This window comes from Pseudomonas sp. SORT22, assembly GCF_018417635.1.
Classification (GTDB): domain Bacteria; phylum Pseudomonadota; class Gammaproteobacteria; order Pseudomonadales; family Pseudomonadaceae; genus Aquipseudomonas.
This window is the reverse complement of record NZ_CP071007.1, coordinates 3,078,702-3,099,791: the sequence shown is the minus strand read 5'-3', so window position 1 is coordinate 3,099,791 and position 21,090 is coordinate 3,078,702. Positions and strand designations below refer to the sequence as shown.

The 21,090-nt window shown below is 64.6% G+C and carries 19 protein-coding genes and 1 pseudogene; 7 read left to right on the top strand and 13 right to left on the bottom strand.

All coding sequences use genetic code 11. From position 1 onward, the window contains the following. Nucleotides 1–23: 23 nt before the first annotated feature. From JYG36_RS14270 to JYG36_RS14260, 3 genes are read right to left on the bottom strand one after another with little or no spacing between them, the layout of a single operon-like run. Complete coding sequence (locus JYG36_RS14270) at nucleotides 24–1,076, bottom strand: beta-keto acid cleavage family enzyme (protein WP_045200889.1); 1,053 nt, start codon at nucleotides 1,074–1,076, stop codon at nucleotides 24–26. Between the two features lie 45 nt (nucleotides 1,077–1,121). Continuing rightward, the gene (locus JYG36_RS14265; RefSeq protein WP_045200891.1) at nucleotides 1,122–1,970 is read right to left on the bottom strand and encodes a TauD/TfdA dioxygenase family protein; all 849 of its coding nucleotides are present in this window, start codon (nucleotides 1,968–1,970) and stop codon (nucleotides 1,122–1,124) included. Between the two features lie 13 nt (nucleotides 1,971–1,983). Next, nucleotides 1,984–2,964, bottom strand: a complete 981-nt coding sequence (locus JYG36_RS14260) for a quinone oxidoreductase family protein (protein ID WP_045200893.1) — start codon at nucleotides 2,962–2,964, stop codon at nucleotides 1,984–1,986. Nucleotides 2,965–3,152: 188 nt separating this feature from the next. Here JYG36_RS14260 and pdxR point away from each other — a divergent pair, with 188 nt between their 5' ends. The 3 genes from pdxR (at nucleotide 3,153) to JYG36_RS14245 (ending at nucleotide 7,106) form a co-directional block, all read left to right on the top strand. Continuing rightward, on the top strand, nucleotides 3,153–4,649 hold the full coding sequence (pdxR, locus tag JYG36_RS14255) for a MocR-like pyridoxine biosynthesis transcription factor PdxR (protein ID WP_213601236.1): 1,497 nt from the start codon (nucleotides 3,153–3,155) through the stop codon (nucleotides 4,647–4,649). Nucleotides 4,650–4,753: 104 nt separating this feature from the next. Further along, nucleotides 4,754–5,818 carry an IolE/MocC family protein gene (locus tag JYG36_RS14250; RefSeq protein ID WP_213601235.1) on the top strand — a complete coding sequence of 355 codons (1,065 nt, stop codon included), beginning with the start codon at nucleotides 4,754–4,756 and terminating at the stop codon, nucleotides 5,816–5,818. 31 nt (nucleotides 5,819–5,849) lie between these two features. Then, entirely contained in the window at nucleotides 5,850–7,106 is a 1,257-nt protein-coding gene (locus JYG36_RS14245) for an MFS transporter (RefSeq protein ID WP_093382904.1), read from the top strand. Between the two features lie 8 nt (nucleotides 7,107–7,114). Here JYG36_RS14245 and JYG36_RS14240 read toward each other — a convergent pair whose 3' ends face one another. Both JYG36_RS14240 and JYG36_RS14235 read right to left on the bottom strand, forming a co-directional pair. Beyond that, a complete protein-coding gene (locus JYG36_RS14240; RefSeq protein WP_093382900.1) occupies nucleotides 7,115–9,016 on the bottom strand; it encodes a potassium transporter Kup in 1,902 nt (633 codons plus the stop codon). A 182-nt stretch (nucleotides 9,017–9,198) separates the two neighbouring features. Further along, nucleotides 9,199–10,080, bottom strand: a complete 882-nt coding sequence (locus JYG36_RS14235) for a Dyp-type peroxidase (protein WP_213601233.1) — start codon at nucleotides 10,078–10,080, stop codon at nucleotides 9,199–9,201. 126 nt (nucleotides 10,081–10,206) lie between these two features. Between JYG36_RS14235 and JYG36_RS14230 the strand changes: the two genes are divergently transcribed. After that, entirely contained in the window at nucleotides 10,207–11,115 is a 909-nt protein-coding gene (locus tag JYG36_RS14230; protein ID WP_213601231.1) for a bile acid:sodium symporter family protein, read from the top strand. A 25-nt stretch (nucleotides 11,116–11,140) separates the two neighbouring features. Further along, on the top strand, nucleotides 11,141–12,037 hold the full coding sequence (locus tag JYG36_RS14225; RefSeq protein WP_045200909.1) for a TauD/TfdA dioxygenase family protein: 897 nt from the start codon (nucleotides 11,141–11,143) through the stop codon (nucleotides 12,035–12,037). A 13-nt stretch (nucleotides 12,038–12,050) separates the two neighbouring features. On the opposite strand, the gene JYG36_RS14220 is transcribed toward JYG36_RS14225, so the two are convergent. From JYG36_RS14220 to JYG36_RS14205, 4 genes and pseudogenes are all read right to left on the bottom strand, one after another. After that, a complete protein-coding gene (locus JYG36_RS14220) occupies nucleotides 12,051–12,851 on the bottom strand; it encodes an AraC family transcriptional regulator (protein WP_213601229.1) in 801 nt (266 codons plus the stop codon). Further along, nucleotides 12,852–13,769: a pyridoxal-phosphate dependent enzyme gene (locus JYG36_RS14215; RefSeq protein WP_213601227.1), complete on the bottom strand. Its 918-nt coding sequence runs from the start codon at nucleotides 13,767–13,769 to the stop codon at nucleotides 12,852–12,854. A gap of 79 nt (nucleotides 13,770–13,848) precedes the next feature. Further along, a complete protein-coding gene (locus JYG36_RS14210; RefSeq protein WP_195884091.1) occupies nucleotides 13,849–14,313 on the bottom strand; it encodes a sterol desaturase family protein in 465 nt (154 codons plus the stop codon). A 54-nt stretch (nucleotides 14,314–14,367) separates the two neighbouring features. Continuing rightward, a pseudogene (locus JYG36_RS14205) lies at nucleotides 14,368–14,679 on the bottom strand (HlyD family secretion protein); the annotation flags it as partial. A 351-nt stretch (nucleotides 14,680–15,030) separates the two neighbouring features. On the opposite strand from JYG36_RS14205, the gene JYG36_RS14200 reads away from it, so the two are divergent. Beyond that, entirely contained in the window at nucleotides 15,031–15,738 is a 708-nt protein-coding gene (locus JYG36_RS14200; RefSeq protein ID WP_045200921.1) for an MgtC/SapB family protein, read from the top strand. Here the strand turns inward: JYG36_RS14200 and JYG36_RS14195 are convergent. Then, complete coding sequence (locus JYG36_RS14195) at nucleotides 15,735–15,947, bottom strand: hypothetical protein (RefSeq protein WP_213601225.1); 213 nt, start codon at nucleotides 15,945–15,947, stop codon at nucleotides 15,735–15,737. The two genes, JYG36_RS14200 and JYG36_RS14195, sit on opposite strands and share 4 nt — an antisense overlap. A 191-nt stretch (nucleotides 15,948–16,138) precedes the next feature. Here JYG36_RS14195 and JYG36_RS14190 point away from each other — a divergent pair, with 191 nt between their 5' ends. Further along, entirely contained in the window at nucleotides 16,139–17,050 is a 912-nt protein-coding gene (locus tag JYG36_RS14190; protein ID WP_045200925.1) for a LysR substrate-binding domain-containing protein, read from the top strand. 96 nt (nucleotides 17,051–17,146) lie between these two features. On the opposite strand, the gene JYG36_RS14185 is transcribed toward JYG36_RS14190, so the two are convergent. From JYG36_RS14185 to JYG36_RS14175, 3 genes are read right to left on the bottom strand one after another with little or no spacing between them, the layout of a single operon-like run. Beyond that, a complete protein-coding gene (locus tag JYG36_RS14185; RefSeq protein ID WP_045200927.1) occupies nucleotides 17,147–18,187 on the bottom strand; it encodes a gamma-aminobutyric acid-binding protein in 1,041 nt (346 codons plus the stop codon). 54 nt (nucleotides 18,188–18,241) lie between these two features. After that, complete coding sequence (locus JYG36_RS14180) at nucleotides 18,242–19,624, bottom strand: aspartate aminotransferase family protein (protein ID WP_093382857.1); 1,383 nt, start codon at nucleotides 19,622–19,624, stop codon at nucleotides 18,242–18,244. Then, on the bottom strand, nucleotides 19,621–21,060 hold the full coding sequence (locus JYG36_RS14175; protein WP_213601223.1) for an APC family permease: 1,440 nt from the start codon (nucleotides 21,058–21,060) through the stop codon (nucleotides 19,621–19,623). The genes JYG36_RS14180 and JYG36_RS14175 overlap by 4 nt, the downstream gene beginning before the upstream one ends. Nucleotides 21,061–21,090: the final 30 nt, after the last annotated feature.

Sequence of the window (21,090 nt, the reverse complement as noted above, 5' to 3'; positions counted from 1 at the left end):
AACCACGTGCCGGGCCAGGCCAATCAGGCGCGCTGCGGCACACCCTTCTGGCCCGGCTGGCGGTTAGGCGCCATGCCGTTGGCCTTGAGGGTCTGCTCGATGCTGCTGTACTGCTCACCGATGCGGTAGATGGCCCGCGCTTCCTTGCCGTTGGCGATCTCACGGCCCAGTTCATGGGCCACGCGTACGGTCTGCTGGATCTGCTGCACCGAACCGAAGCGCTTGCCGTGCTGGTCGATGATGGTGTCTTCGTTGCCGCAACGCGGGTGCAGCCCCATGGCCAGGGCCATGGTGTTGAACGGCAGCACGTTTTTCAGCAGCGATTCGGCGGTCAGCGTGCAGCCGTTGGGCGCACGGTGAATGAAGTTGAAGAAGTTGAACGGGTTGGGGCCGTCGAAGCCGCCACCAATGCCGATCCAGGTCAGGTTCAGCGGGCCCATGTAGTCGCCCTTGCGCACGATGCGTTCGAGGGTTTCCAGGGCGTGCATGCCGGTCAACTGGAAGTGCGGCTGGATGTTGCTGGCCTGCAGGCGGCGCAGGTGTTCGCGCACCCAGGCCGGGCCGGCCGGCACGGTCATTTCGCTGTAAGCGGCGTGGATCGCCGGATGGGCCAGGGAGGTGCCCTCCAGGTACTCCGGGTACAGCAGCTCCATGATGTTCATCTGCGTGGTGTTGATCGCCACGGTGACCTGGTCGGGCTTGGGCGTAAGCTCGGCGAGCATGTGCCGGGTGTCATCGGACAACCACTTGGCCGCCTCGCCGTCGCTTTCCGGGGCGAACGAGATCGAGCCACCGACCTGGATGATCATCTCCGGCACCGCTTCGCGCACGCCGGCAATCAGTTCGTTGAACTTCGACAGGCGCTTGGAGCCCTTGCCGTCCAGCTCGCGCACGTGCAGGTGCAGCACCGTGGCGCCGGCTTCATAGCAGTCGACTGCCTTTTGCACCTGCTCGTCCATGGTCAGCGGGATGTCTTCGGGAAAGTCCTCGGGCATCCACTCCGGGCCATAGGGGGCCACGGTGATCACCACCTTTTCCATGTTTTCCGGGTGCAACGAATCGTCGAAGAATTGCATGCTGTAGTCCTCGGTCTTGTTATTGTCCTGGGGTGTTGCTGGCCTTCAGAAGGTGCGCTCGCCCTTGATGCCGGCGCGCTCCATCTTGCGGTGGCACGCTGGGTAGTCCATCACCGCGTAATGCTGGGTGCTGCGGTTGTCCCAGATCGCCACGCTGTTGGGTTTCCAGCGCCAGCGCACCTGGTACTCGGGCAGGTAGGCCTGGCTGATCAGGTAGCGCAGCAGGTCACTGGCACCGGGGTTGGCGTCCTGGCCGAAACGCACTCGCTGCGGGGTGTGGTAGTTGCTGAAGTGGGTGGTGAAGGCATTGACGAACAGCACCGGCTCGCCGGTGTCCGGATGGGTGCGCACCACCGGGTGTTCGGCGTCGGGGAACTGCGCCTTGAGCGCCAGGCGTTTTTCCAGCGCCATCGCCGCGCCAAAACTGGCTTCGATGCTGTGCCGGGCGCGCAGGCCCTCGATCCGCGCCTTCACGTCATCCGGCAGGTTCTGGTAGGCCAGCGCCATGTTCGCCCACATGGTGTCGCCGCCCACCGGCGGGCACTCCACACAGCGCAGCACGCACCCCATGGGCGGCGCCTCGCGCCAGGTGGCGTCGGTGTGCCAGGCGTTCTCGTAGCGATCGGCCGGCTGGTCCGGGCGCTTGTAGATCTGCACCAGGCCCGGGTGTTCGGGGTCGCTGCCGGCCACCGGGTGGTCTTCCAGCTCGCCGAAGCGCTGGGCAAAGGCCACATGCTCGGCGCGGCTGAAGGTCTGATCGCGCAAGAACAGCACCCGGTGCTTGAGCAACTGCGCACGCAGCTGCTCGAACAGGTCGTCGTCATCAATTGCATCTGCCAGATTGACCCCGGTGATTTCGGCACCGATGGCGCAGGTCAGTTGTTCGATGTGCATGCTGTTGCCCTCTTCAGATGACGAAGATTGACGAGCCGGTGGTTTTGCGCGCTTCCAGGTCACGGTGGGCCTGAACCGCATCCTGTAATGCGTAGTGCTGGTTGATCTCGATCTTGATCCGCCCGCTGCTGACATGCTCGAACAGCTCGCCGGCCAGGTCCGCCTTCTCCGCCGGGTCGGCGATGTAGTCGGCCAGGGCCGGGCGGGTCAGGTGCAGCGAGCCCTTGATCGCCAGGATCTGCGGGTCGAACGGCGGGATAGTGCCCGAGGCTGTGCCGACGCAGACCATCAGCCCGCGGCGCTTGAGCGAATCGAGCGAGGCCATGAAGGTGCTCTTGCCGACGCTGTCGAACACCACGTTGACGCCAACCCCGTCAGTCAGCTCGCGCACGCGCTTGGCGACGTCTTCATGGCTGTAGTTGATGGTGTGGCTGCAGCCATGGGCGCGGGCCACTTCGGCTTTGGCGTCGGTGGACACCGTGCCGATCACCGTCAGCCCGAGCAGGCGCGCCCACTGCGAGACAATCAGGCCGACACCGCCGGCGGCGGCGTGCAGCAGCACGCTGTCACCCGGCTTGAAGTCATACAGGCGGCGCATCAGGTAGGCCGAGGTCAGGCCGCGCATGGTCATTGCCGCGGCGGTTTCGAAGGCGATGGTTTCCGGTAGCTTGATCAAGGCTGCCGCCGGAATCAGCCGCTCGGTGCAATAGGCGCCCAGGGTGTTGAGAAAGCCGGTGTAGGTTACCCGGTCGCCCACCGCCACCTGGGTCACGCCCTCGCCCACCGCCTGCACCACCCCCGAGGCCTCGACGCCCATGCCGCTGGGCAGCGGGATCGGGTAGGTGCCGTTGCGAAAGTAGGTGTCGGCGTAGTTCAGCCCCACCGCCACCTGACGCAGGCGCACCTGGCCCGGGCCCGGCTCGCCGACCTCGGCGTCCTCGTAGCGCAGGACCTCGGGGCCACCGGTTTCATAGAAGCGTACGACTTTGGCCATGCATGTCACTCCAGTCATCCTGACGCCGTGCGTCAATTCTTGTTGACTGGACTCTATGCCCTACGCCAGGCAGGTGCTTCGCATCGGACGACAAGCTGTTTTCATTTGATGACAAGCGCCCTGGGCTGGCCGCCTGGCGGGCTTTCTCGTAGCATGTCCAGGCCCTTCCTAGTGTCTGCGAGAGCTCGATGAAGTCCCCCGCCGGTTTGCTGTTTGCAGGTATCGACCTCGATCGCGACAGCGCCACCCCGCTTTATCGCCAGCTGTACCTGCAGATCCGCAAGCAGATCCTCACCGGCCGTCTGCAAGGGGGCATTCGCCTACCGTCGACGCGCACCTTGAGCCAGGAATTGCAGGTTTCGCGCATCACCCTGCTCAATGCCTTCGACCAGCTGATTGCCGAGGGTTTCCTGGTCTCGCGCACCGGCGCTGGCACCTATGTCGGTGATGAGTGGCAGCGCAGTACCGATGCCGAGCCGTCAGCACCTGCGCCGCCCAAACTGTCGGACCTGACCCAGACGATGCTGTCGCTGCGCAGCGATCATTTTCGCGGGGTGTCCTACGCCCATTGCGGCGATCAGGCGCCGATCTCGTTCCTGCCCAGCCATGGCGCTTTCGAGGCCTTTCCCCAGGCATTGTGGAAACGCCTGCTCAACCGCCACGGCCACAAGCCGAGCAAGGCCCTGCTCGGTTATGGCGAGTTGCAAGGCCTGCAGACGCTGCGCCAGGCCATTGCCGAGTACGTGTTCGACGCCCGCGGTATCGATTGCAGCGCCGGGCAGGTGGTGATCGTCTCCGGCGCCCAGCAGGCCTTCAACCTGCTGGCGATGCTGCTGCTCAACCCCGACGAGCCGCTGTGGATGGAAGACCCGGGGCATATCGCCGCGCGCATCGCCTTTCAGGCCCACGGCTGCCGGGTGGTGCCGGTGCGCGTCGATGACCAGGGTATCGACGTGCAACACGGTATTCGTGATTGCCCCGAAGCGCGCCTGGCCTTCACCACCCCGTCGCGCCAGCACCCGCTGGGCATGACCCTCAGCCACAACCGGCGCCTGGCGCTGATTGCCTGGGCGGCTGCCAGCGGCAGCTGGATCATTGAAGACGATTGCGACAGCGAGCTGCGCTACGCCGGTCGGCAGTTGCCGGCGCTGTATGCCATGGACCAGAGCGAACGGGTGATCTATGTCGGCACCTTCAGCAAGGTGCTGTTCCCCTCCTTGCGCCTGGGCTATGTGATTCTGCCCCAGGCCCTGGTCGAGCCGTTCTGCACCTTGCGCGCAGTGCTCGACCGCAGCCCGCCGACCCTGCTGCAGGCGGTGACCGCCGATTTCATGAGCGAAGGCCACTTCATTGGCCATATCCGCCGCATGCGGGCGCTGTACCAGGCCCGCCAGCAGTGCCTGCTCGAGGTGCTGCAGCGGCGCCTGGGCGGTTTTTTCCAGGTGGCCCCGGTCGAGGCCGGCATGCACCTGATCGCCTGGCTTGCGCCGCAGCTCGATGACCAGGCCCTGGCGCGGCAACTGGCCGAGCATGGCGTGCACACCTACGCCCTGAGCGACTACTGCCTGAACCGCTACTTGCCGCCGGCACTGTTGCTCGGCTTTGCCGGCACGCCACAGGACCAGGCCGAGGCCAAGGTCGAGGCGCTGGTCCAGGCGCTGCGGGCGATTGGCCATCGGGTCTGAAAGTGGCCTTATCAAATGATCCGTAATGGATCTATCGAGTGTTCCTTGCCGGCGCGATAAAGACGGCGCCGGTAGAACCGGTGCCCGCACCAGGAACGACTCGAATGAACACACTACAAGAACGCTTCGCTACGTTACTGAACCACAATGCGCAAGGTGCCCAGGCGCCGCGGCTGACCCGCGAGCTGGCCAGCCGCCTGCTTGAGCGCCTCGACCAGGCGCGGCTGTTTGCCCACGCCTATCCGCTGCTGACCAACCTCACCCACGGCCGCGTCACGCCGTTTGACCTGCTCGACTTCGCCTATCGCCATGAACTGGCCGGGCTGAGCCTGCACATGCTCGATGGCGAGCACAACAGCCTGTCGCAGATGAACGCCGGGCAGTTGTGTGCCTTCGCCGAAAAAGCCCGCGCATTGCAACTGGACGTGCACCTGGAAATCAGCAGCACGCGCAAGGCCGACGTCGATGCGGTGGTGGCCGTGGCCAAGGTCATCGGCAGCCGCAATATTCGCGTGTACTCGCGTTATGAAGGCCTGCTCTCGCAGGTCATGGACCAGATCGGTGGCGACCTGCTGTACCTGGCCCGGCTGGCCGATGCCCACGACCTGCATTTTGATTTCGAGCAGCATGAAGAGCTCAAGAGCGACGAGATCGCCCAGTTGCTGCGCCAGGTCAATCATCCGCGGCTCAATGCCCTGTTCGATTTCGGCAACATGATCAATGCCTGCGAGCAACCGCTGCAGGCCCTGCACAACCTCGCCCCGCATATCCGCCAGAGCCACCTCAAGGGCGTGCGGGTGGTGGCCGAAGACCAGGGTTTTGGCCACTGCGGGGTACTGCAGGGCAGCGCCGAGGACGAGCTGCCCGGCGCGCGCATGCTGTTCGAGCTGCTGATGCTCGGTGAACAGCAGCCGCAAGTGATCGCCTTCATCCTCGAACAGGAAAACCACTACCTCGCCCCGGCCTTCCGCCAGCGCAACGAGCCGGCCGACCCGTTCATTGCCTACCGGGAAATGAGCGACACGCCGCTGCCCGCCGGCCTGACCCTCGAGCAGATGCTGGCCGGCGAACAGCGCTGGGCCAACAACCAGGTCAGCTACGTGAAAACCTTGCTGGCCGAGTTGCGCACCCTCGCCGAGTTGACCCTGGCCAGCCCTGCCAGCCTTTGAGCCCCTACCCCACTACGCCTGGAGAATAACAATGACTGCGCAAAACAAGGCCAAATGGTTCAAGTTCCTGATACTGATCCTCGGTGGCGGCACCGTCTACAAACTGGCCAACCTCAAGGATGCGTTCTACGTACCCATGCAGGAGTTCATGGGCCTCTCGCACACCCAGATCGGCTTGCTGCTCAGCGCCAACGCCATCATCGCCACTGGCCTGTTCGTGGTCGGCGGCATGCTCGCTGACCGTTTTGATACCCGCAAGCTGATCCCCCTGGGCCTGATCGGTACCGGCGCCCTGGGCCTGTACCTGGCCACCTTCCCACCGTTCAGCAGCCTGATGCTGGTGTTCTGCCTGCTGGCGGTGTGCGCCGACTGCATCTACTGGCCGGCGCTGCTCAAGGCCATTCGCGGCCTGGGCAACGATCAGGAGCAAGGGCGCATGTTTGGCCTGCTCGAAGGCGGCCGCGGGGTGGTCGACACCCTGGTGGCGTTTAGTGCGCTGGGCGTGTTCATTGCCCTGGGCAGCGGCGAACACGGCCTGAAAGCGGCGATCCTGTTCTACGCGCTGATCGACATCGCCGCCGGAGTGCTGACCTGGTTCTTGCTCAAAGGCAATCAGGCCCAGGCCCAGACCAGCGCCAAGAACCCGCTGGCCAACCTTATGGAGGCAATCAAGGTACCGGCGATCTGGCTGGTCAGCTTCAACGTGTTCATGGTCTACATCGTCTACTGCGGCCTGACCTACTTCATCCCCTACCTGAAGGAAGTCTACGGCCTGCCGGTGGCACTGGTCGGCGCCTACGGCATCATCAACCAGTACATGCTGAAGATCCTTGGCGGGCCGGCCGGCGGGTTTATCGCCGACAAGCACTTCAAGAGCCCCAGCCGCTACCTGAAGTGGGCGTTCCTGGCGCTGCTGCCGATGATGGCGATCATCCTTCTGGTGCCCAAGAGCCCGGGCTTCATCTATGCCGGCATGGCCGCGACGCTGTCGTTCGCCTTCATCGTGTTTTCCATGCGCGGGGTGTTCTGGGCGCCGATGGGTGAAGTCGGGATCGCCCCGCACATCACCGGCTCCGCCTTCGGCATCGGCTGCCTGATCGGCTATGCGCCGGGGATGTTCGCCTACGTCGGCTACGGCGCGCTCCTTGACCACTTCCCCGGCCAGCAAGGCTACAACTATGTGTTCATCGCCATGATGCTGCTGGCGCTGATCGGCTTTGCCATCGCCAGCCGCCTGCAGCGCCTGGTGCGCAAGGCGGCGCCGCTGGCCGCAGCGGCCACCGCCTAGGCCACGGGCTACATCTCGACCTGGGTGCCCAGCTCGATCACCCGGTTCAGCGGCAGGTTGAAGTACTTGAGGTTGCTGTTGGCGTTCTTCAGCAAGAACGCGAACAGCGCCTCGCGCCAACGCGCCATGCCGATGCGCCTGGTCGGGATCACCGTCTCGCGGCTGAGGAAGTAGGTGGTCACCATCGGGCTGAAATCCAGGTCCTTGAGGTGGCACAGTTGCAGCGCCGCCGGTACGTCGGGTTCTTCGATAAAACCGAAGTTGAGGTTGACCCGATAGAAGCCCTCGCCAAAGGCCTGTACTTCAAAACGCTGGGCCACCGGCACCCGCGGCCGGTCCTGGGACACCACGGTGAGCAGCACCACCCGCTCGTGCAACACCTGGTTGTGCAGCAGATTATGCAGCAGCGCGTGGGGCACGGCGTCGGCGCGGGCGGTGAGGAACACCGCAGTGCCCTGCACCCGGTGCGGCGGTTGCGCAGCCAGGCTGCTGATGAACAGCGGCAGCGGCAAGGCCGATTCGTCGAGGCGCTCGACGATGATCTTGCGTCCGCGTTTCCAGGTGGTCATCAGAATGAACAAGGCGATACCGGCGATTACCGGGAAGGCGCCGCCCTGGAAGATCTTCGGCGCGTTGGCGGCAAAGTACAGGCTGTCGACCAGCAAAAAGCCCAGCAGCAAGGGCAGCGCCAGCCAGCGCGGAGCCTTCCACAACAGCAGTACCACCGCCGAAGACAGCAAGGTGGTGATCAGCATGGTGCCAGTGACCGCCACGCCATAGGCTGCCGCCAGGGCGCCGGACGACTCGAAGCCGATCACCAGCAGCACCACGCCGACCATCAGCGCCCAGTTCACCGTGCCGATGTAGATCTGCCCCTGCTCCTGGCTTGAGGTGTGCTGGATGAACATGCGCGGCACGTAGCCCAGCTGAATCGCCTGGCGCGTCAGCGAGAAGGCGCCGGAAATCACCGCCTGGGAGGCAATGATGGTCGCCAGGGTGGCCAGGGCGATCATCGGCAGCAGCGCCCAGTCCGGGGCCAGCAGGTAGAACGGGTTGCGGACCGCCTCGGGGTTGCCGAGGATCAGCGCGCCCTGACCGAAATAGTTGAGTACCAGCCCCGGCAGCACCAGCAGGATCCAGGCGCGGGCAATCGGCTTGCGGCCGAAATGGCCCATGTCGGCATACAGCGCCTCGGCGCCGGTCAGGGCCAGCACCACCGCGCCAAGAATCGCCACGCCCATGCCCGGGTGGACGATAAAGAAGTTCACCGCCCAGGCCGGGTTCATCGCCAGCAGCACTTCCGGGCGCTGGACGATGCCATAGATGCCCAGCGCGCCAAGCACGCTGAACCACAGCACCATGACCGGGCCGAAAATGATCCCGATGCGTGCGGTGCCATGCTTCTGGATCAGAAACAGCGCCACCAGCACCACCACCGCCAAGGGCACGACCCAATGGTCGATGCCGACAAAGGCCAGTTGCAGCCCCTCCACCGCCGACAGCACGGAAATCGCCGGGGTGATCATGCTGTCGCCGTAGAACAAGGCCGCGCCAAACAGCCCGAGCAGCACCAGCACCCGGCTCAAGCGCGGGTACGGCGCCGCCGCCCGCCGCGCCAGGGCGGTCAGGGCCATGATCCCGCCTTCGCCCTGGTTGTCGGCACGCAGCACGAACAGCACGTACTTGATGGTCACCACCCAGATCAGCGACCAGAACACCAGCGAGAGGATGCCGAGCACACCGTCATGGTTGGCCTGCACGCCGTAATGACCGGCGAAGACCTCCTTCAAGGTGTACAGCGGGCTGGTGCCGATATCGCCATAGACCACGCCGGCGGCGGCGATCAACAGGCTCAGTGACGAAGTTTTTACGGGGGAATGGGCGCTTGCGGAAGTTGCGGCTTGGCTCACGGTCAGACGTCTCGAAGAAATGCGCCGGCAGTATGGCTTTGTGCTTGACGCACCTTCGTAAAAAGTCCGTAAAATTTTCTTACACTTGTACGGGCCTCATCGCGGGTCAAGCCCGCTCCTACAGGTCTGCATCAATCCTGTGGGAGCGGCGGTGCGACGACTCGACTTGACCCGCGATCGATCTACCGCCCGAGCACAGCGCTCAAATCCAACCCATGCTCGCCCAGCGGCGGGCACCAATAGTAGCCTCCAGTCAGCGGCCGGCTGAAGCGGTACAGGGCATCGACCACGCCATCTTCCAGGCCGCTCATGCGCCGCAGCTGCACTTCGAACGCATCAAACGAGTGACCGAAAGCCAGGAACGCCAGGCCGGCACCACGCTCATCCGCCCAGGGCATCGAGCGGCGGACGATAAAGGCTTCAGGGGCGAAGCTTTCCTGGGCGGTGCGCTTGACGTGGGCCGACTGCGGCGCGTCGTCAAGCTCTTCGTTGTCGGCCTTGCGCCGGCCGATAATGTCGTCCTGCTCGGCTTGCGGCAAAGCTTTGAAACAATTGAGGTCATGGCGCCACAGCTGGAACGCGGCAAAGCTCGAACCGTTCAAGCCTGGTACCTCGCTGGCAAGGATCGCCGCTTCGACGGCGGCGTCTTCCACCGGGTTCTCGGTGCCGTCTTCATAGCCGGTCAGGTCGTGGCCGCTCTTGTGGCGGAAGGCATCGGTGGCCTCGACCCGTTTCAAGGCCGGGGCCAGCAGTTGCTCAAGCGCCTGGCTGTGCAGCCACAGCTCGCCACGGTCTTCACCGCGCAGCCACAGCCACAGGTCGTGCTGGGTGCAGGGGTTGTCGACTGCCGCGGTCAGCTGCGGAAACCCGCGCAGGCCGTCGATGCTGCCACCCAGGGCCTGCACCAGCGGCGCGCCGAAACCGGCCACCACGCGGCTGCCATCAACCTGCTGCAGCAGCCCATCGAGCACGCCCGGCAATGCAGCGGGCGAGTGCAAGGTGAAGAACAGGTGGCGGGCCTGGGCGGGAACGGGGGCGGCGAGAATGCCTGGCTGAAACTGCATCGGGTATCGGGTCCTGGGGCAAAAGCGGCGATGCTACTGTCTGCCGGGCATAAACCGCAAGATCTGTAATGGATATCGAAATCCTTGCCTACACTGGCGGACACCGCCTTCTTGTGAGTCCGCGCCATGACTGCATCGCCCTTGCTCAGTGCCTTCCTGCCCATCGCCCTGGGTTTCATCATGCTCGGCCTGGGGCTGACCCTGACCCTGGCCGATTTTGCCCGGGTGGTGAAGTTCCCCCGGCCGGTGCTGATCGGCCTGGCCTGCCAGATCCTGCTGCTGCCGTTCATTTGCTTTCTGATCGCCAAGGGCTTTGGCCTGGCCCCTGCTTTGGCGGTAGGCCTGATGCTGCTGGCCGCATCCCCTGGCGGCACCACCGCCAACCTGTTCAGCCACCTGGCCCACGGTGACGTAGCCTTGAACGTGACCCTGACGGCGGTCAACTCGCTGATTGCGATCCTGACCATGCCGCTGCTGGTCAACCTGTCGCTGGCCTACTTCATGGCCGCCGACCAGGCCATCCCGCTGCAGTTTGCCAAGGTGCTGCAGGTGTTTGCCATTGTCCTGGTGCCGGTGGCCATCGGCATGCTGATCCGCCGCCTGGCGCCGGGCTTTGCCATGCGCATGGAGCGGCCGATGAAGATCATCGCCGCGCTGTTTCTGGTATTCACGATTGTCCTGGCAATGGTCAAGGACTGGCAGACCGTCGTCGACTATGCCCCGGTGGTAGGCGGCGCGGCGCTGCTGTTCAACCTGCTGAGCCTGGGCGTCGGCTACTGGGTGCCACGGCTGCTGAAAATCCCCAAGCGCCAGGCGATTGCCATCGGCATGGAGATCGGCATCCACAACGGCACCCTGGCCATTGCCCTGGCGCTGAGCCCGACCCTGCTGAACAACTCGACCATGGCCATACCGGCGGCAATCTACAGCTTGATCATGTTCTTTACGGCGGCAGGCTTTGGCTGGTGGGTGAGCCGTGGACATGACCCCGACCCGGTTGCAGCCGCGGTGCGCGATGAACTGCAATCCCGATGACCGCAGGCCCACACGAGTGTCCGTCATGAGCGAATTCATCTACTGCCATCCCGACCACAACCGCGCAGCCGATTACCGCCACTTGCGCGTCTTGCCCAGCACCGGCGCCCTCGGTGCCGACGTCGAGGGCCTCGACCTGAACCGCCTGGAGGACGCAGGCTGGGTCGAACTGCGCCAGGCGCTGCTGGCGCACAAGGTGCTGTTCATTCGCGAGCAGAACCTGCGCCTTGCCGACCTTGAACGGGTCACCCGACAGTTCGGCGAATTCGGCCGCGAGCCCTACGTGACCACCATGGCCGACCATCCGCACGTGGTGCACGTGGTCAAGGAGGCCGACGAGAAGGCGCCCTTCGTGTTCGGTGGCGCCTGGCACAGCGACTGGACCTTCCAGCAGCGCCCGCCGGCCTACACCCTGCTCTACGGCCACGACATCCCGCCTTACGGTGGCGATACCTGCTACGCCAACCTGGCACTGGCCTATCAATGGCTGTCAGCGGGCATGCAGGCGCTGCTGGACACTCTCGATGCACTGCACAGCCCCGAGCGGGCCTACGGGGTCGGCGCCAACCACAACGCCCTGCTGGAAAACATGGCCATCCACTATGGCAGCGACACCTCGCAGGACATGCGCAGCCACCCGCTGGTGACCCGTCATCCGCAAACCGGCGAGAAGGTGCTGTTCATCAACCCTGCCTACACCGTTGGCATCCAGGGTTTGCGCAGCGAAGAAGCCAGGCCGCTGCTCGACTACCTGTTCAACCTGGCCAGCGCACCCGCTTTTACCTGCCGCATGCGCTGGCGTCAGGGAACCCTGGCGATCTGGGACAACCGCAGCACCTGGCACCTGCCGATCGCTGACTACCATGGCATGCGCCGCGAGATGTTCCGGACCACGGTTGCCGGTGATGTGCCCAGGCGCTGAGAATACGCCCGGGTTAGCGCTTAAGCACCTTCAGGCCCCGCGGTGGCGCGCCGTAGGTGCGGCGAAACAGGCGGCTGAAATGGGCCTGGTCGTAGAAGCCCAGGTCCAGGGCAATTTCACTCAAGGGCTGCCCGGCCAGCACCCGCGGCAAGGCCCGCTCCAGACGCAGGTGGGTCAACCATTGCTGGGGCGGCAAGCCGCAGTGATTGCGAAAGCGGCGCAATAGCTGCCACGGGCTCAAATCAACGAATGCAGCCATTTCTTCCAGGCTCGGCGGCTGATCCAGGCGCGACTCCAGCCATTCACGCAACTTCCGCCAACGCTGTGGATCAAAACCGTTGCTGTGCTCGTTCACTTTGAGGGTGGAACCCAGCCCGAGCAGCAGCGCCAGGGTTTCCCACAGGTGACTTGCAAACGCCAGCGGGTCGTGCGGCTGGTGCAAACCATTAAGCAGCTGCTGCAACTGCGGGTGGCGCAGTTGCAAGGCATTGAGGTTGGGCAGGCCCTGGCGGCCGTCGCTCAGGTCACGGCTGACCTCGGCCAGCCAGCCAGGATCAAGGGTCAGGATACGGATGCCGTAGCCCTGGTCATCGGCACTGGCGCCGTCGTGCACGTGCTCCGGGGCCATCAGCAGGATGTCCCCGGCCCCGGCCAACTGGCGCGTGCCGCCAGCGGCGTAGCGCTGCTGGCCGGTGACGATCAGGCCGATGTGGTACTCCAGGTGAAAATGCCGGGGAAAGGCAAATTGCTGGTAACGGGCATCGATCAGGCGTACGCCTGGATGCCCGGGAGCCTGATGGACGACGCTATCCAACTAGCAGGCCGCGCGCCATTGGCGGATCTGGTCGAGGGTTGCGGTGACGCCGCCACACACGATCACCAGCACCTTCTGGTGCTGCTTGAGCTCGGCCGTGGGCGCGTACGCCAGGGCCAGGGCTGCACCGCAGGCGGGCTCGACCAGGATGCGCTGGTCGAGCAGGAACTGCTCGCAGGCCTCCAGCGCCGCCTGGTCACTGACCACATGGCTGACCACCGGCCGCTCCTGGCTCCACTCGAAGGCGCGCTGGCACACTTGCTTGGCCGCCAGCGAAGTGGCCACGGTGTTGACCCCGTCCAGCGCCACCCGCTGCTTTTGCGCCATGGCCGCGGCCAGCGATGCGGCGCCGCTGGTTTCTACGGCAAACACCGGCACCTGGCCCCAGCCGTTGCGCGCCAGGCCTTCACAGACCCCCGACAACAAACCACCGCCGCCGACCGCGACCACTACCGCATCGGGCTTGAAGCGGGTAGCGGCGACCTCGTCGATCATGCTCGCGTGGCCTTGCCACAGCAGCGGGTCGTCGAAGGGGTGGATATAGGCGTCATCCTCGCCCATCAGCGACAGCGCCAGGGCATTGGCCTCGTGCCAGGCCTTGCCATGCACGATCACCTCGGCCTGTTCCTGGCGAATCAGCTGCTTGGCCCGCTCGGTGGTGGTTTCCGGCACCACCACGGTCACCGCCAGGCCGAGAATGCGCCCGGCCACGGCCACGGCGATGCCGGCATTACCGCCCGAGGACGACACGAAGCGGCGCTTGCCCTGCTGGGCATAGGCTTCACAGGCAGCGCCGATGCCGCGCAGCTTGAACGAGCCGGAGGGCTGCAGCGCGTCGAGCTTCAGCCAGACCTCCAGGCCACTGGCCAGGCTCAACGGACGCGAGGCGATCAACGGGGTTTCGATGTGCAGGCTCATACGCTTCTCCATGTACAGAACACTACTACCTTACGCATGCGGCACCGGACAATCTTGTATGAAATTGCGCACCTGCGGGTCAACCCCGGCGCCGCGCGCGCAATTGCTGCTTGATCTTGTGCATGGGCGGTGCATACAGGAACCCGAACGAGACATTGTTATCCCGCCCCTTCAGCGCATGGTGGAGCATATGCGCGCGGTACAAGCGCTTGAGGTAACGGTTGCGCGGCCGTGGCGCAAACGGCCAGTGGCGGTGGACGATGCCGTCATGGACGAACACGTAGATCACCCCGAACGCCGCCACGCCCGCCCCCACCCACTGCAACGGCGCATGCCCGGCGCGGCCGATGGCCACCAGGGCCAAGGCGATCAGGGCCAGGGCCAGCAGATAGACGTCGTTGGTTTCCAGCGCCCCCAGGTGCGGCTCATGGTGCGAGCGATGCAGGAACCAGCCCCAGCCGTGCATGATGTAGCGATGCGCCAGGTAGCCGATGCCCTCCATGGCCGTCAGGGTGCAGAGAAATACAGCGAGGTTGAGGATCATGCGTCGAGCTTCGCGTGGCTGGGCAGAAACGCCGCAAAGCCTACCACCTCGACCCTATTCGCGCACCGTCACCGTCGCCGTGGTACCGGCCCGCAGGTCGGCTTTGCCGGCAAAGCCTGGGTCGATGTCGATGCGCACCGGCACCCGCTGGGCCAGCTTCACCCAGGTGTAGCTGGGGTTGATGTTGGCCAGCAGGCGGTTGCCAGGGGCGTTTTCGCGGTCGGTGATGGCGTAGGCAATGCTCTGCACCGTGCCCTGGAAGCGTTCGCCGCTCATCAGGGCGATGTCGACCTTGCTGCCCGGGTGGATGCGCGGCAGCTTGGTTTCCTCGAAATAGCCGCTGATATGGAACGAGCCGCTGTCGATGCACTATTTGTCATGTTTTTACCCTTGACCCTGCGCTGCCCGAGGGTTAGTTTCTCGCCCGCATTTTTGCATGCCTACACAGGAGTCCTGCATTGGACAGTAGCCCTAGTCGATTGCGACAGGTCCACACGGCGCGCTAGTTCAGCAGGTTCCCCCTGTCACTGGCACGCCGAACATGGCGGTCAGTGGCGATTCGCATCCCTTGTGGATGACAAATCCTCATTCTCCTTCCCGCACACCTTGCACCTTCACCGGTGTTGAAGGCCCGTGGCCCTGCGCATTCTCTTTGTTCACGTACATCGCCCACTGGCGATGACAACGCGGCGTATTGCCGTGGATTCGAGGTTTGCTATGGATTGGAAAGTATTTCTGCTGCGCGTCACCGTCGCGCTGGTACTCGGGGCGCTGATTGGCGCCGAACGTCAACTGCGTCAGCGCCTGACCGGCCTGCGCACCAATGCCCTGGTCAGCACCGGCGCCTGCCTGTTCGTGCTGATGACCCAGGCGGTGCCGGGCATGGCCGCCACCGACGCTTCACGGGTTGCCGCCTATGTGGTCTCGGGCATCGGCTTTCTGGGCGGTGGTGTGATCATGCGCGACGGCCTCAACGTACGCGGGCTGAACACCGCTGCGACGCTCTGGTGCACCGCCGCCATTGGCGTGCTGTGCAGCCTGGGGCTGTTGCTGGAGGCGGCGCTGGGCAGCTGCGTGGTGCTCTGCGCCAATATCCTGCTGCGCGACATCGCCCAGCGTCTGAATCATCAGGACGTGCTGCCGGCCAACGAGGCCGAGCAGCGCTTCGAGGTGCGCATCACCTGCCGCGCCGAAGATGAAATCCAGGTGCGCAGCCTGATGCTGCACAGCTTCGGCAACGGCGGCCTGCGCCTGCAGTCGCTGCACAGTGAAGACCTGGCCAACCCGGCCAAGCTGGAAGTACGCGCCGAGCTGATGGGCAGCCCCGATGCGCCCACCCAGCTGGAACGCCTGGTCAGCCGGGTGAGCCTGGAGAAAGGCGTCAGCTCGGTGCGCTGGCAAGTGCACGAGCTGAGCGCCGATTAGCGGCGTTCGTCCGACAGCGGAGTCGGCTGGTCGGGTTCGGGCAGGCGATCGTCCAGGGGCTGGTCGTCGGGCACCCGCTCGACGTCCTCGGACTGGTCGCGCCGCTGCGGGTCAGAGACATTCGGGTCGCTGAGCGGATCGTGCTCGCGTTGCGGGTTGTTCAGCGGATCTTTCCACAGGGGTTCATCGTCGGGACGTGGCTGGCTCATGGCAGTTACCTCGCAAGAGCGGCGCAAGAAATGCGCGCCGTACAGGTTCGAGGCTGTGCGCGGGTCCGCAGTGCCACCCAGGCGATCAACGGCAGGCCCGGGTAAATATCCTCAATGGCCAGCAAAATCCGCTGCAGCACCGGGCCGTCCTGGGGGTATCGTGTAGCAAAATAATCAGCCAGAGGTGCACTGTGGCGTCCTATACCTTGCGTCAACTGAAGTATTTCGTCACCACCGTTGAATGCGGCAGCGTCGCCGAGGCGTCGCGCAAGCTGTACATCGCCCAGCCGTCGATTTCCACGGCGGTCAAGGGCCTGGAAGACAGCTTCGGCGTGCAGCTGTTCATCCGCCATCACGCCCAGGGCGTGTCGCTGACCCCGGGTGGCGCACGCTTCTACCGCAAGGCCCAGGAACTGCTGCGTATGGCCCGCGAGTTCGAGCAGAACGCCCTGGCCGACAACGACGTGGTCTGTGGCCAGATCGACATCGGCTGCTTCGAGACCGTCGCCCCGCTCTACCTGCCGCGCTTGATCGCAGGCTTTCGCCAGCGTTTTCCGGGGGTGGAGATCCGCCTGCAGGACGGCGAGCAGCAGGAATTGGTGCAAGGCCTGACCGGCGGGCGCTTCGACCTGGCGATCTTCTACGAACATGACCTGGACAGCACCATTGAAACCGAAGCCCTGACCGCGCCCCAGCGCCCCTATGCGCTAGTGCCGGCGGGCCATCGCTTTGCCGGGCAGAAGCAGGTCTCGATCAGGGACCTGGCGCTGGAGCCGATGATCCTCCTCGACGTGCAGCCCAGCCGCACTTACTTCGTGAGTATTTTCGAAGAACTGCAGCTGAGCCCGAACATCGTCTTCAGCTCGCCGTCGATCGAGATGGTCCGCGGCATGGTCGGCCAGGGCTTTGGCTTTGCCCTGCTGGTGACCAAGCCCCATGGCCACAGCACCTATGATGGCCAGGAAGTGGTCTGTGTGGAGATTGCCGAAGATGTCACAGGCTCCGCGCTGGTGGCCGGCTGGCTCAAGCGTGCGCAGCTGACCAAGCCTGCGCAGTTGTTTGTCGATTACTGCAAGGAGCAGTTTGCTGCCTGGCTGGCTTAGGGTTCTACAGCATCGCGGGTCAAGTCGGGTCGCCGCACCGCCGCTCCCACAGGGGCGATGCAATACCTGTGGGAGCGGGCTTGACCCGCGATGAATTCAGCGCGCCGCCCAGGCGTTGAAGCGCTGCTCCAGCTCCTCGCCATGGTCCACCCAGAACCCGGCATCCACCGCCCGCGCCCCGGCCAGGTTGGCCTCGGCGGTCGGCAACTGTTGCTGGACATTCGCCGGCAGCAGCTTCAGCGCCTCGCGGTGCACCGGCCCGTAGGGAATCTCCTCGGAAAACACCTTCTGGGTTTGTGGCTGGCTGGCAAAGGCAATGAAGTCCTCGGCCAGGGCCTTGTTCGGCGTGCCCTTGACCACCGCCCAGTATTCCGGGTCGTACAGGCTTTGCGGCCAGACGATACTGAGCTTCATGCCCTCCTTCTGTGCCGAGGCGATCCGGCCGTTGTAGGCCGCGCTCATGACCACGTCACCGGCAATCAGCCACTGCGCCGGTTGCGCGCCGGCTTCCCACCACTGGATATTGCCCTTGATCTGGTCCAGTTTGGCAAAGGCGCGGCTCACCCCTTGCGGCGTACCGAGCACTTCATACAGCTGCTCGGGCTTGACCCCGTCGGCGAGCAAGGCGATCTCCAGGGTGTACTTGGCACCCTTGCGCAAGCCGCGCTTGCCGGGGAAGTCGGCAACGTTCCAGAAGTCGGCCCAGGAACTCGGCGCCTTGGCCAGCTTGCCGTTGTCGTAGGCCATGACCATCGACCAGACGTAGGTGGCCACCCCGCATTCGCTCAGGGTACCCGGGACGAACTGCGCCGGGTCGCCGAAGCGCGCCGGATCGAGACGCTCGAACAGGCCTTCGTCACAGCCGCGCAACAGCTCCGGGCTCTCGACCTCGACCACGTCCCAGCTGGTATGGCCGACATCGACCATGGCCTTGATTTTCGACAGCTCACCGTTGTACTCGCCGGCAACCACGCGTCCTGCGCCGCTGGCGTTGAAAGGTTGGAAGTAGGCCTTGTCCTGGGCCTGCTTGGTGGCGCCGCCAAAGGAGATGACGGTGAGGTTCTGCGGCGCAGCCGACACCGCGCTGCACAGCACAACCAGGGCAAAGGGAACACAGCAACGCAAGGATCTGGACATGAAGCGGTTCCTCTAATAGGCCGGCACGCCCGCGCGCGCCGGCCACTTTTGGGTTTACAGGCGACCGAATTCGCGGGCGGTACGGTCTACAGCGGTACGGGTCTTGTCGACCAGTTCATCGATGTCGGCGTGGCTGGCCACCAGGGCCGGGGCCATGATCATCCGGCCCAGGGTCGAGCGAATGATCAGGCCCTCTTCAAAGCCGAGGGTGCGGCAACGCCAGGCCATGTCGTTTTCGTTGGCAAAGCGCTTGCGGCTGGCCTTGTCTTCGGCGAACTGCAAGGCCGCAACCAGGCCTGCGCCCTGCACCTCGCCAATCAGCGGGTGGTTGCCGAACACTTCGCGCAGGCAACGCTGCAGGTAGGGGCCGGTCTCGTGCTTGACGCGGCTGACGATGCCTTCGTCGCGCAGCGCCTTGAGGTTGGCAATTGCTACCGCTGCCGCCACCGGGTGACCGGAATAGGTCAGGCCGTGGGCGAATACCCCGCCCTGCTCCACCAGCACCTCGGCCATGCGTTTGGACAGAATCAGGCCGCCCATGGGGATGTAGCCGCTGGTCAGGCCCTTGGCGATCGACAGGGTGTCGGGCTCGAAACCAAAATGCTGGTGGGCGAACCACTCGCCGGTGCGGCCAAAGCCGCCGATGACTTCATCGGCGCACAGCAGCACGTCGTACTGCCGGCAGATGCGCTGGATTTCTGGCCAGTAGCTTTCTGGCGGGAAGATCATGCCGCCGGCGCCCTGGAAGGGTTCGGCAACAAACGCGGCGACGTTGTCGGCGCCAAGTTCGAGGATCTTCTCTTCCAGTTGGCGCGCCGCGCGCAGGCCGAATTCGGCCGGGGTCAGGTCGCCCTCGTGGGCAAACCAGTACGGCTCGTCAATGTGCGCAACATCGGGGATCACCCCGCCCATGTCGTGCATGAACTTCATCCCGCCCAGCGCCGTGGCGCCCAGGGTCGAGCCGTGGTAGCCGTTCCAGCGGCCGATCATGATCTTCTTCTGCGCCTTGCCGAGGATCTGCCAGTAGCGGCGCACGGTACGGATCAGCACCTCGTTGGCTTCAGAGCCGGAGTTGGTGTAGATCGCGTGGCTGTAGTGCGCCGGCAGCAGGCTGAACAGCAGCTCCGAGAGCTCGACCACCGCCGGGTGGGTGGTGTGGAAGAACATGTTGTAGTACGGCAGTTGCTCCAGCTGCTGGCTGGCGGCTGCGGCCAGGTCCTTGCGGCCATAGCCGAGGTTGGTGCACCACAGCCCCGACATGCCGTCCAGGTAGCGCTTGCCATCGTTGTCCCACAATGCCAGGCCTTCGCCACGGACGATCACCCGCGGGCCTTCAGCGTTCAGCGCCTTCTGGTCGAGAAAGGCATGAATGTGGTGCGCGGCATCCGCTGCCTGGTAATCGCCGGTGCTACGGGCAGGTTTGACGTGAGCGGTCATTGCGAATCTCCTTGCGGGTCTTTATCGGTTTGAGTGCCCAGCACGCTTGCCAGCGGCTCGGGCTTGAACAGTGGCTTGCCCATCACGCCCTTGATCCACAGCACGGCGATGATCGAGACGATCAACAGCACCAGGCCTGCGTAGGCAAAAATCGAAAAGGTCATGTCCGGGCTGGGCGAGACGTTCCAGATCGCAAACAGCATGCCGGCGATGCCAAACAGCTGCGGCAGCGGGTAGAACGGCGTGCGGAACGGCCGCGCCACCTGCGGGTAGCGCCGGCGCAGGGCAATGACGTTGACGTGGGTGATGATGTAGGCCAGCAGCCAGGCCAGGGCGGCCGACAACAGCAGCTGATTGATGGCATCGGCATGGTCGTGCATCAGCAGCAATGGCAGGCCGGTGACCGCGGCAATGAACAGCACCGCCACCCAGGGCGCGCCGGTGCGCTTGCCCTGGCGCTTGAACACGCCGAAGGCCTGGCCGTTGCGGGCCATGCCATAAAGCATGCGCGGGATCGCCGCCAGCGAACTGTTGAGGGTGCTGCAGGTGGCGGTGATCGCGGCGGTAACCAAAAACACTTTGCCGGCCTCCCCGAACACCGTGGTGGCGAACAGGTAATGCGGCAGGCCGTTGCTGGCCAGCTCCGCCTGCGGCACGGTGAGCAAGGCGCCCAGGCCGTACAGGCAGATGATCACGAAGATGATGGTCAGGCCGAGCATCATCGAGCCCGGGATGTTGCGCTCCGGGCGGCGGGTTTCTTCTACCAGCGGGCAGACGAACTCGGCGCCGACAAAGCCCCACACCGCCATCGCGGTCAGGGCGATCACCCCCAGGCCCAACGGGTTCCAGTGGGCGCTGTCGAACAGCGCCGGGTTGGGCGCGACGATGTCGCTGTTCATCGCGCTCAGGCCCATCACCAGCAGCACCACGGTCATCACCATCGCCAGCACGGTTTGCAGGCGGGCGAAGATGTCGATGTTGAACAGGTTGAGCACAGTGAACAGCGCCAGTACACCCAGGGCCACGGTAAGCGGTGGCATCGAGTGTGGGTAGACCTTGTCGATGATGAACTCCATCAGCAACAGCTCGGCCGACAGCGCGAACATCGCCACCACGACATAGCCGGAAAAGGTCGCGAGGATCGCCGGGAACTGGCCGATGGCGACTTCGGTGTAGCTGCTCAGGCTGCCGGCGCGGGGGATCATCAGCGCCAGTTCCGAGAACGAACAGGCGTAACTCAGGGCCAGCAGGTAAGCCAGGCCCAGCGGCACGATAAAGCCCAGGCCGGCGATGCCGACGCCTTGCAGCATCAGCACCATGACGCCCTGGGACACCACCAGGCCGATGGCCACCGCCAGCAGCGCGGTAAGGCCGAGTTTCTTGCGACTTGCAGGCGGCGCCAGGGCGCCGGTTTGCACGCTTGCATTGCTGTTCATCGGGTGCTCCGAATTGTTGTTATTAGGTGT

What these genes read in the sequence shown, in the direction of transcription:
- JYG36_RS14235 (WP_213601233.1), bottom strand. Translation starts at nt 10,080, where the DNA reads ATGCAGTTTCAGCCAGGCATTCTCGCCGCCCCCGTTCCCGCCCAGGCC.
- JYG36_RS14180 (WP_093382857.1), bottom strand. Translation starts at nt 19,624, where the DNA reads ATGACCGCTCACGTCAAACCTGCCCGTAGCACCGGCGATTACCAGGCA.
- JYG36_RS14230 (WP_213601231.1), top strand. Translation starts at nt 10,207, where the DNA reads ATGACTGCATCGCCCTTGCTCAGTGCCTTCCTGCCCATCGCCCTGGGT.
- JYG36_RS14225 (WP_045200909.1), top strand. Translation starts at nt 11,141, where the DNA reads ATGAGCGAATTCATCTACTGCCATCCCGACCACAACCGCGCAGCCGAT.
- JYG36_RS14215 (WP_213601227.1), bottom strand. Translation starts at nt 13,769, where the DNA reads ATGAGCCTGCACATCGAAACCCCGTTGATCGCCTCGCGTCCGTTGAGC.
- JYG36_RS14260 (WP_045200893.1), bottom strand. Translation starts at nt 2,964, where the DNA reads ATGGCCAAAGTCGTACGCTTCTATGAAACCGGTGGCCCCGAGGTCCTG.
- JYG36_RS14210 (WP_195884091.1), bottom strand. Translation starts at nt 14,313, where the DNA reads ATGATCCTCAACCTCGCTGTATTTCTCTGCACCCTGACGGCCATGGAG.
- JYG36_RS14270 (WP_045200889.1), bottom strand. Translation starts at nt 1,076, where the DNA reads ATGCAATTCTTCGACGATTCGTTGCACCCGGAAAACATGGAAAAGGTG.
- JYG36_RS14200 (WP_045200921.1), top strand. Translation starts at nt 15,031, where the DNA reads ATGGATTGGAAAGTATTTCTGCTGCGCGTCACCGTCGCGCTGGTACTC.
- pdxR (WP_213601236.1), top strand. Translation starts at nt 3,153, where the DNA reads ATGAAGTCCCCCGCCGGTTTGCTGTTTGCAGGTATCGACCTCGATCGC.
- JYG36_RS14185 (WP_045200927.1), bottom strand. Translation starts at nt 18,187, where the DNA reads ATGTCCAGATCCTTGCGTTGCTGTGTTCCCTTTGCCCTGGTTGTGCTG.
- JYG36_RS14250 (WP_213601235.1), top strand. Translation starts at nt 4,754, where the DNA reads ATGAACACACTACAAGAACGCTTCGCTACGTTACTGAACCACAATGCG.
- JYG36_RS14265 (WP_045200891.1), bottom strand. Translation starts at nt 1,970, where the DNA reads ATGCACATCGAACAACTGACCTGCGCCATCGGTGCCGAAATCACCGGG.
- JYG36_RS14245 (WP_093382904.1), top strand. Translation starts at nt 5,850, where the DNA reads ATGACTGCGCAAAACAAGGCCAAATGGTTCAAGTTCCTGATACTGATC.
- JYG36_RS14175 (WP_213601223.1), bottom strand. Translation starts at nt 21,060, where the DNA reads ATGAACAGCAATGCAAGCGTGCAAACCGGCGCCCTGGCGCCGCCTGCA.
- JYG36_RS14195 (WP_213601225.1), bottom strand. Translation starts at nt 15,947, where the DNA reads ATGAGCCAGCCACGTCCCGACGATGAACCCCTGTGGAAAGATCCGCTG.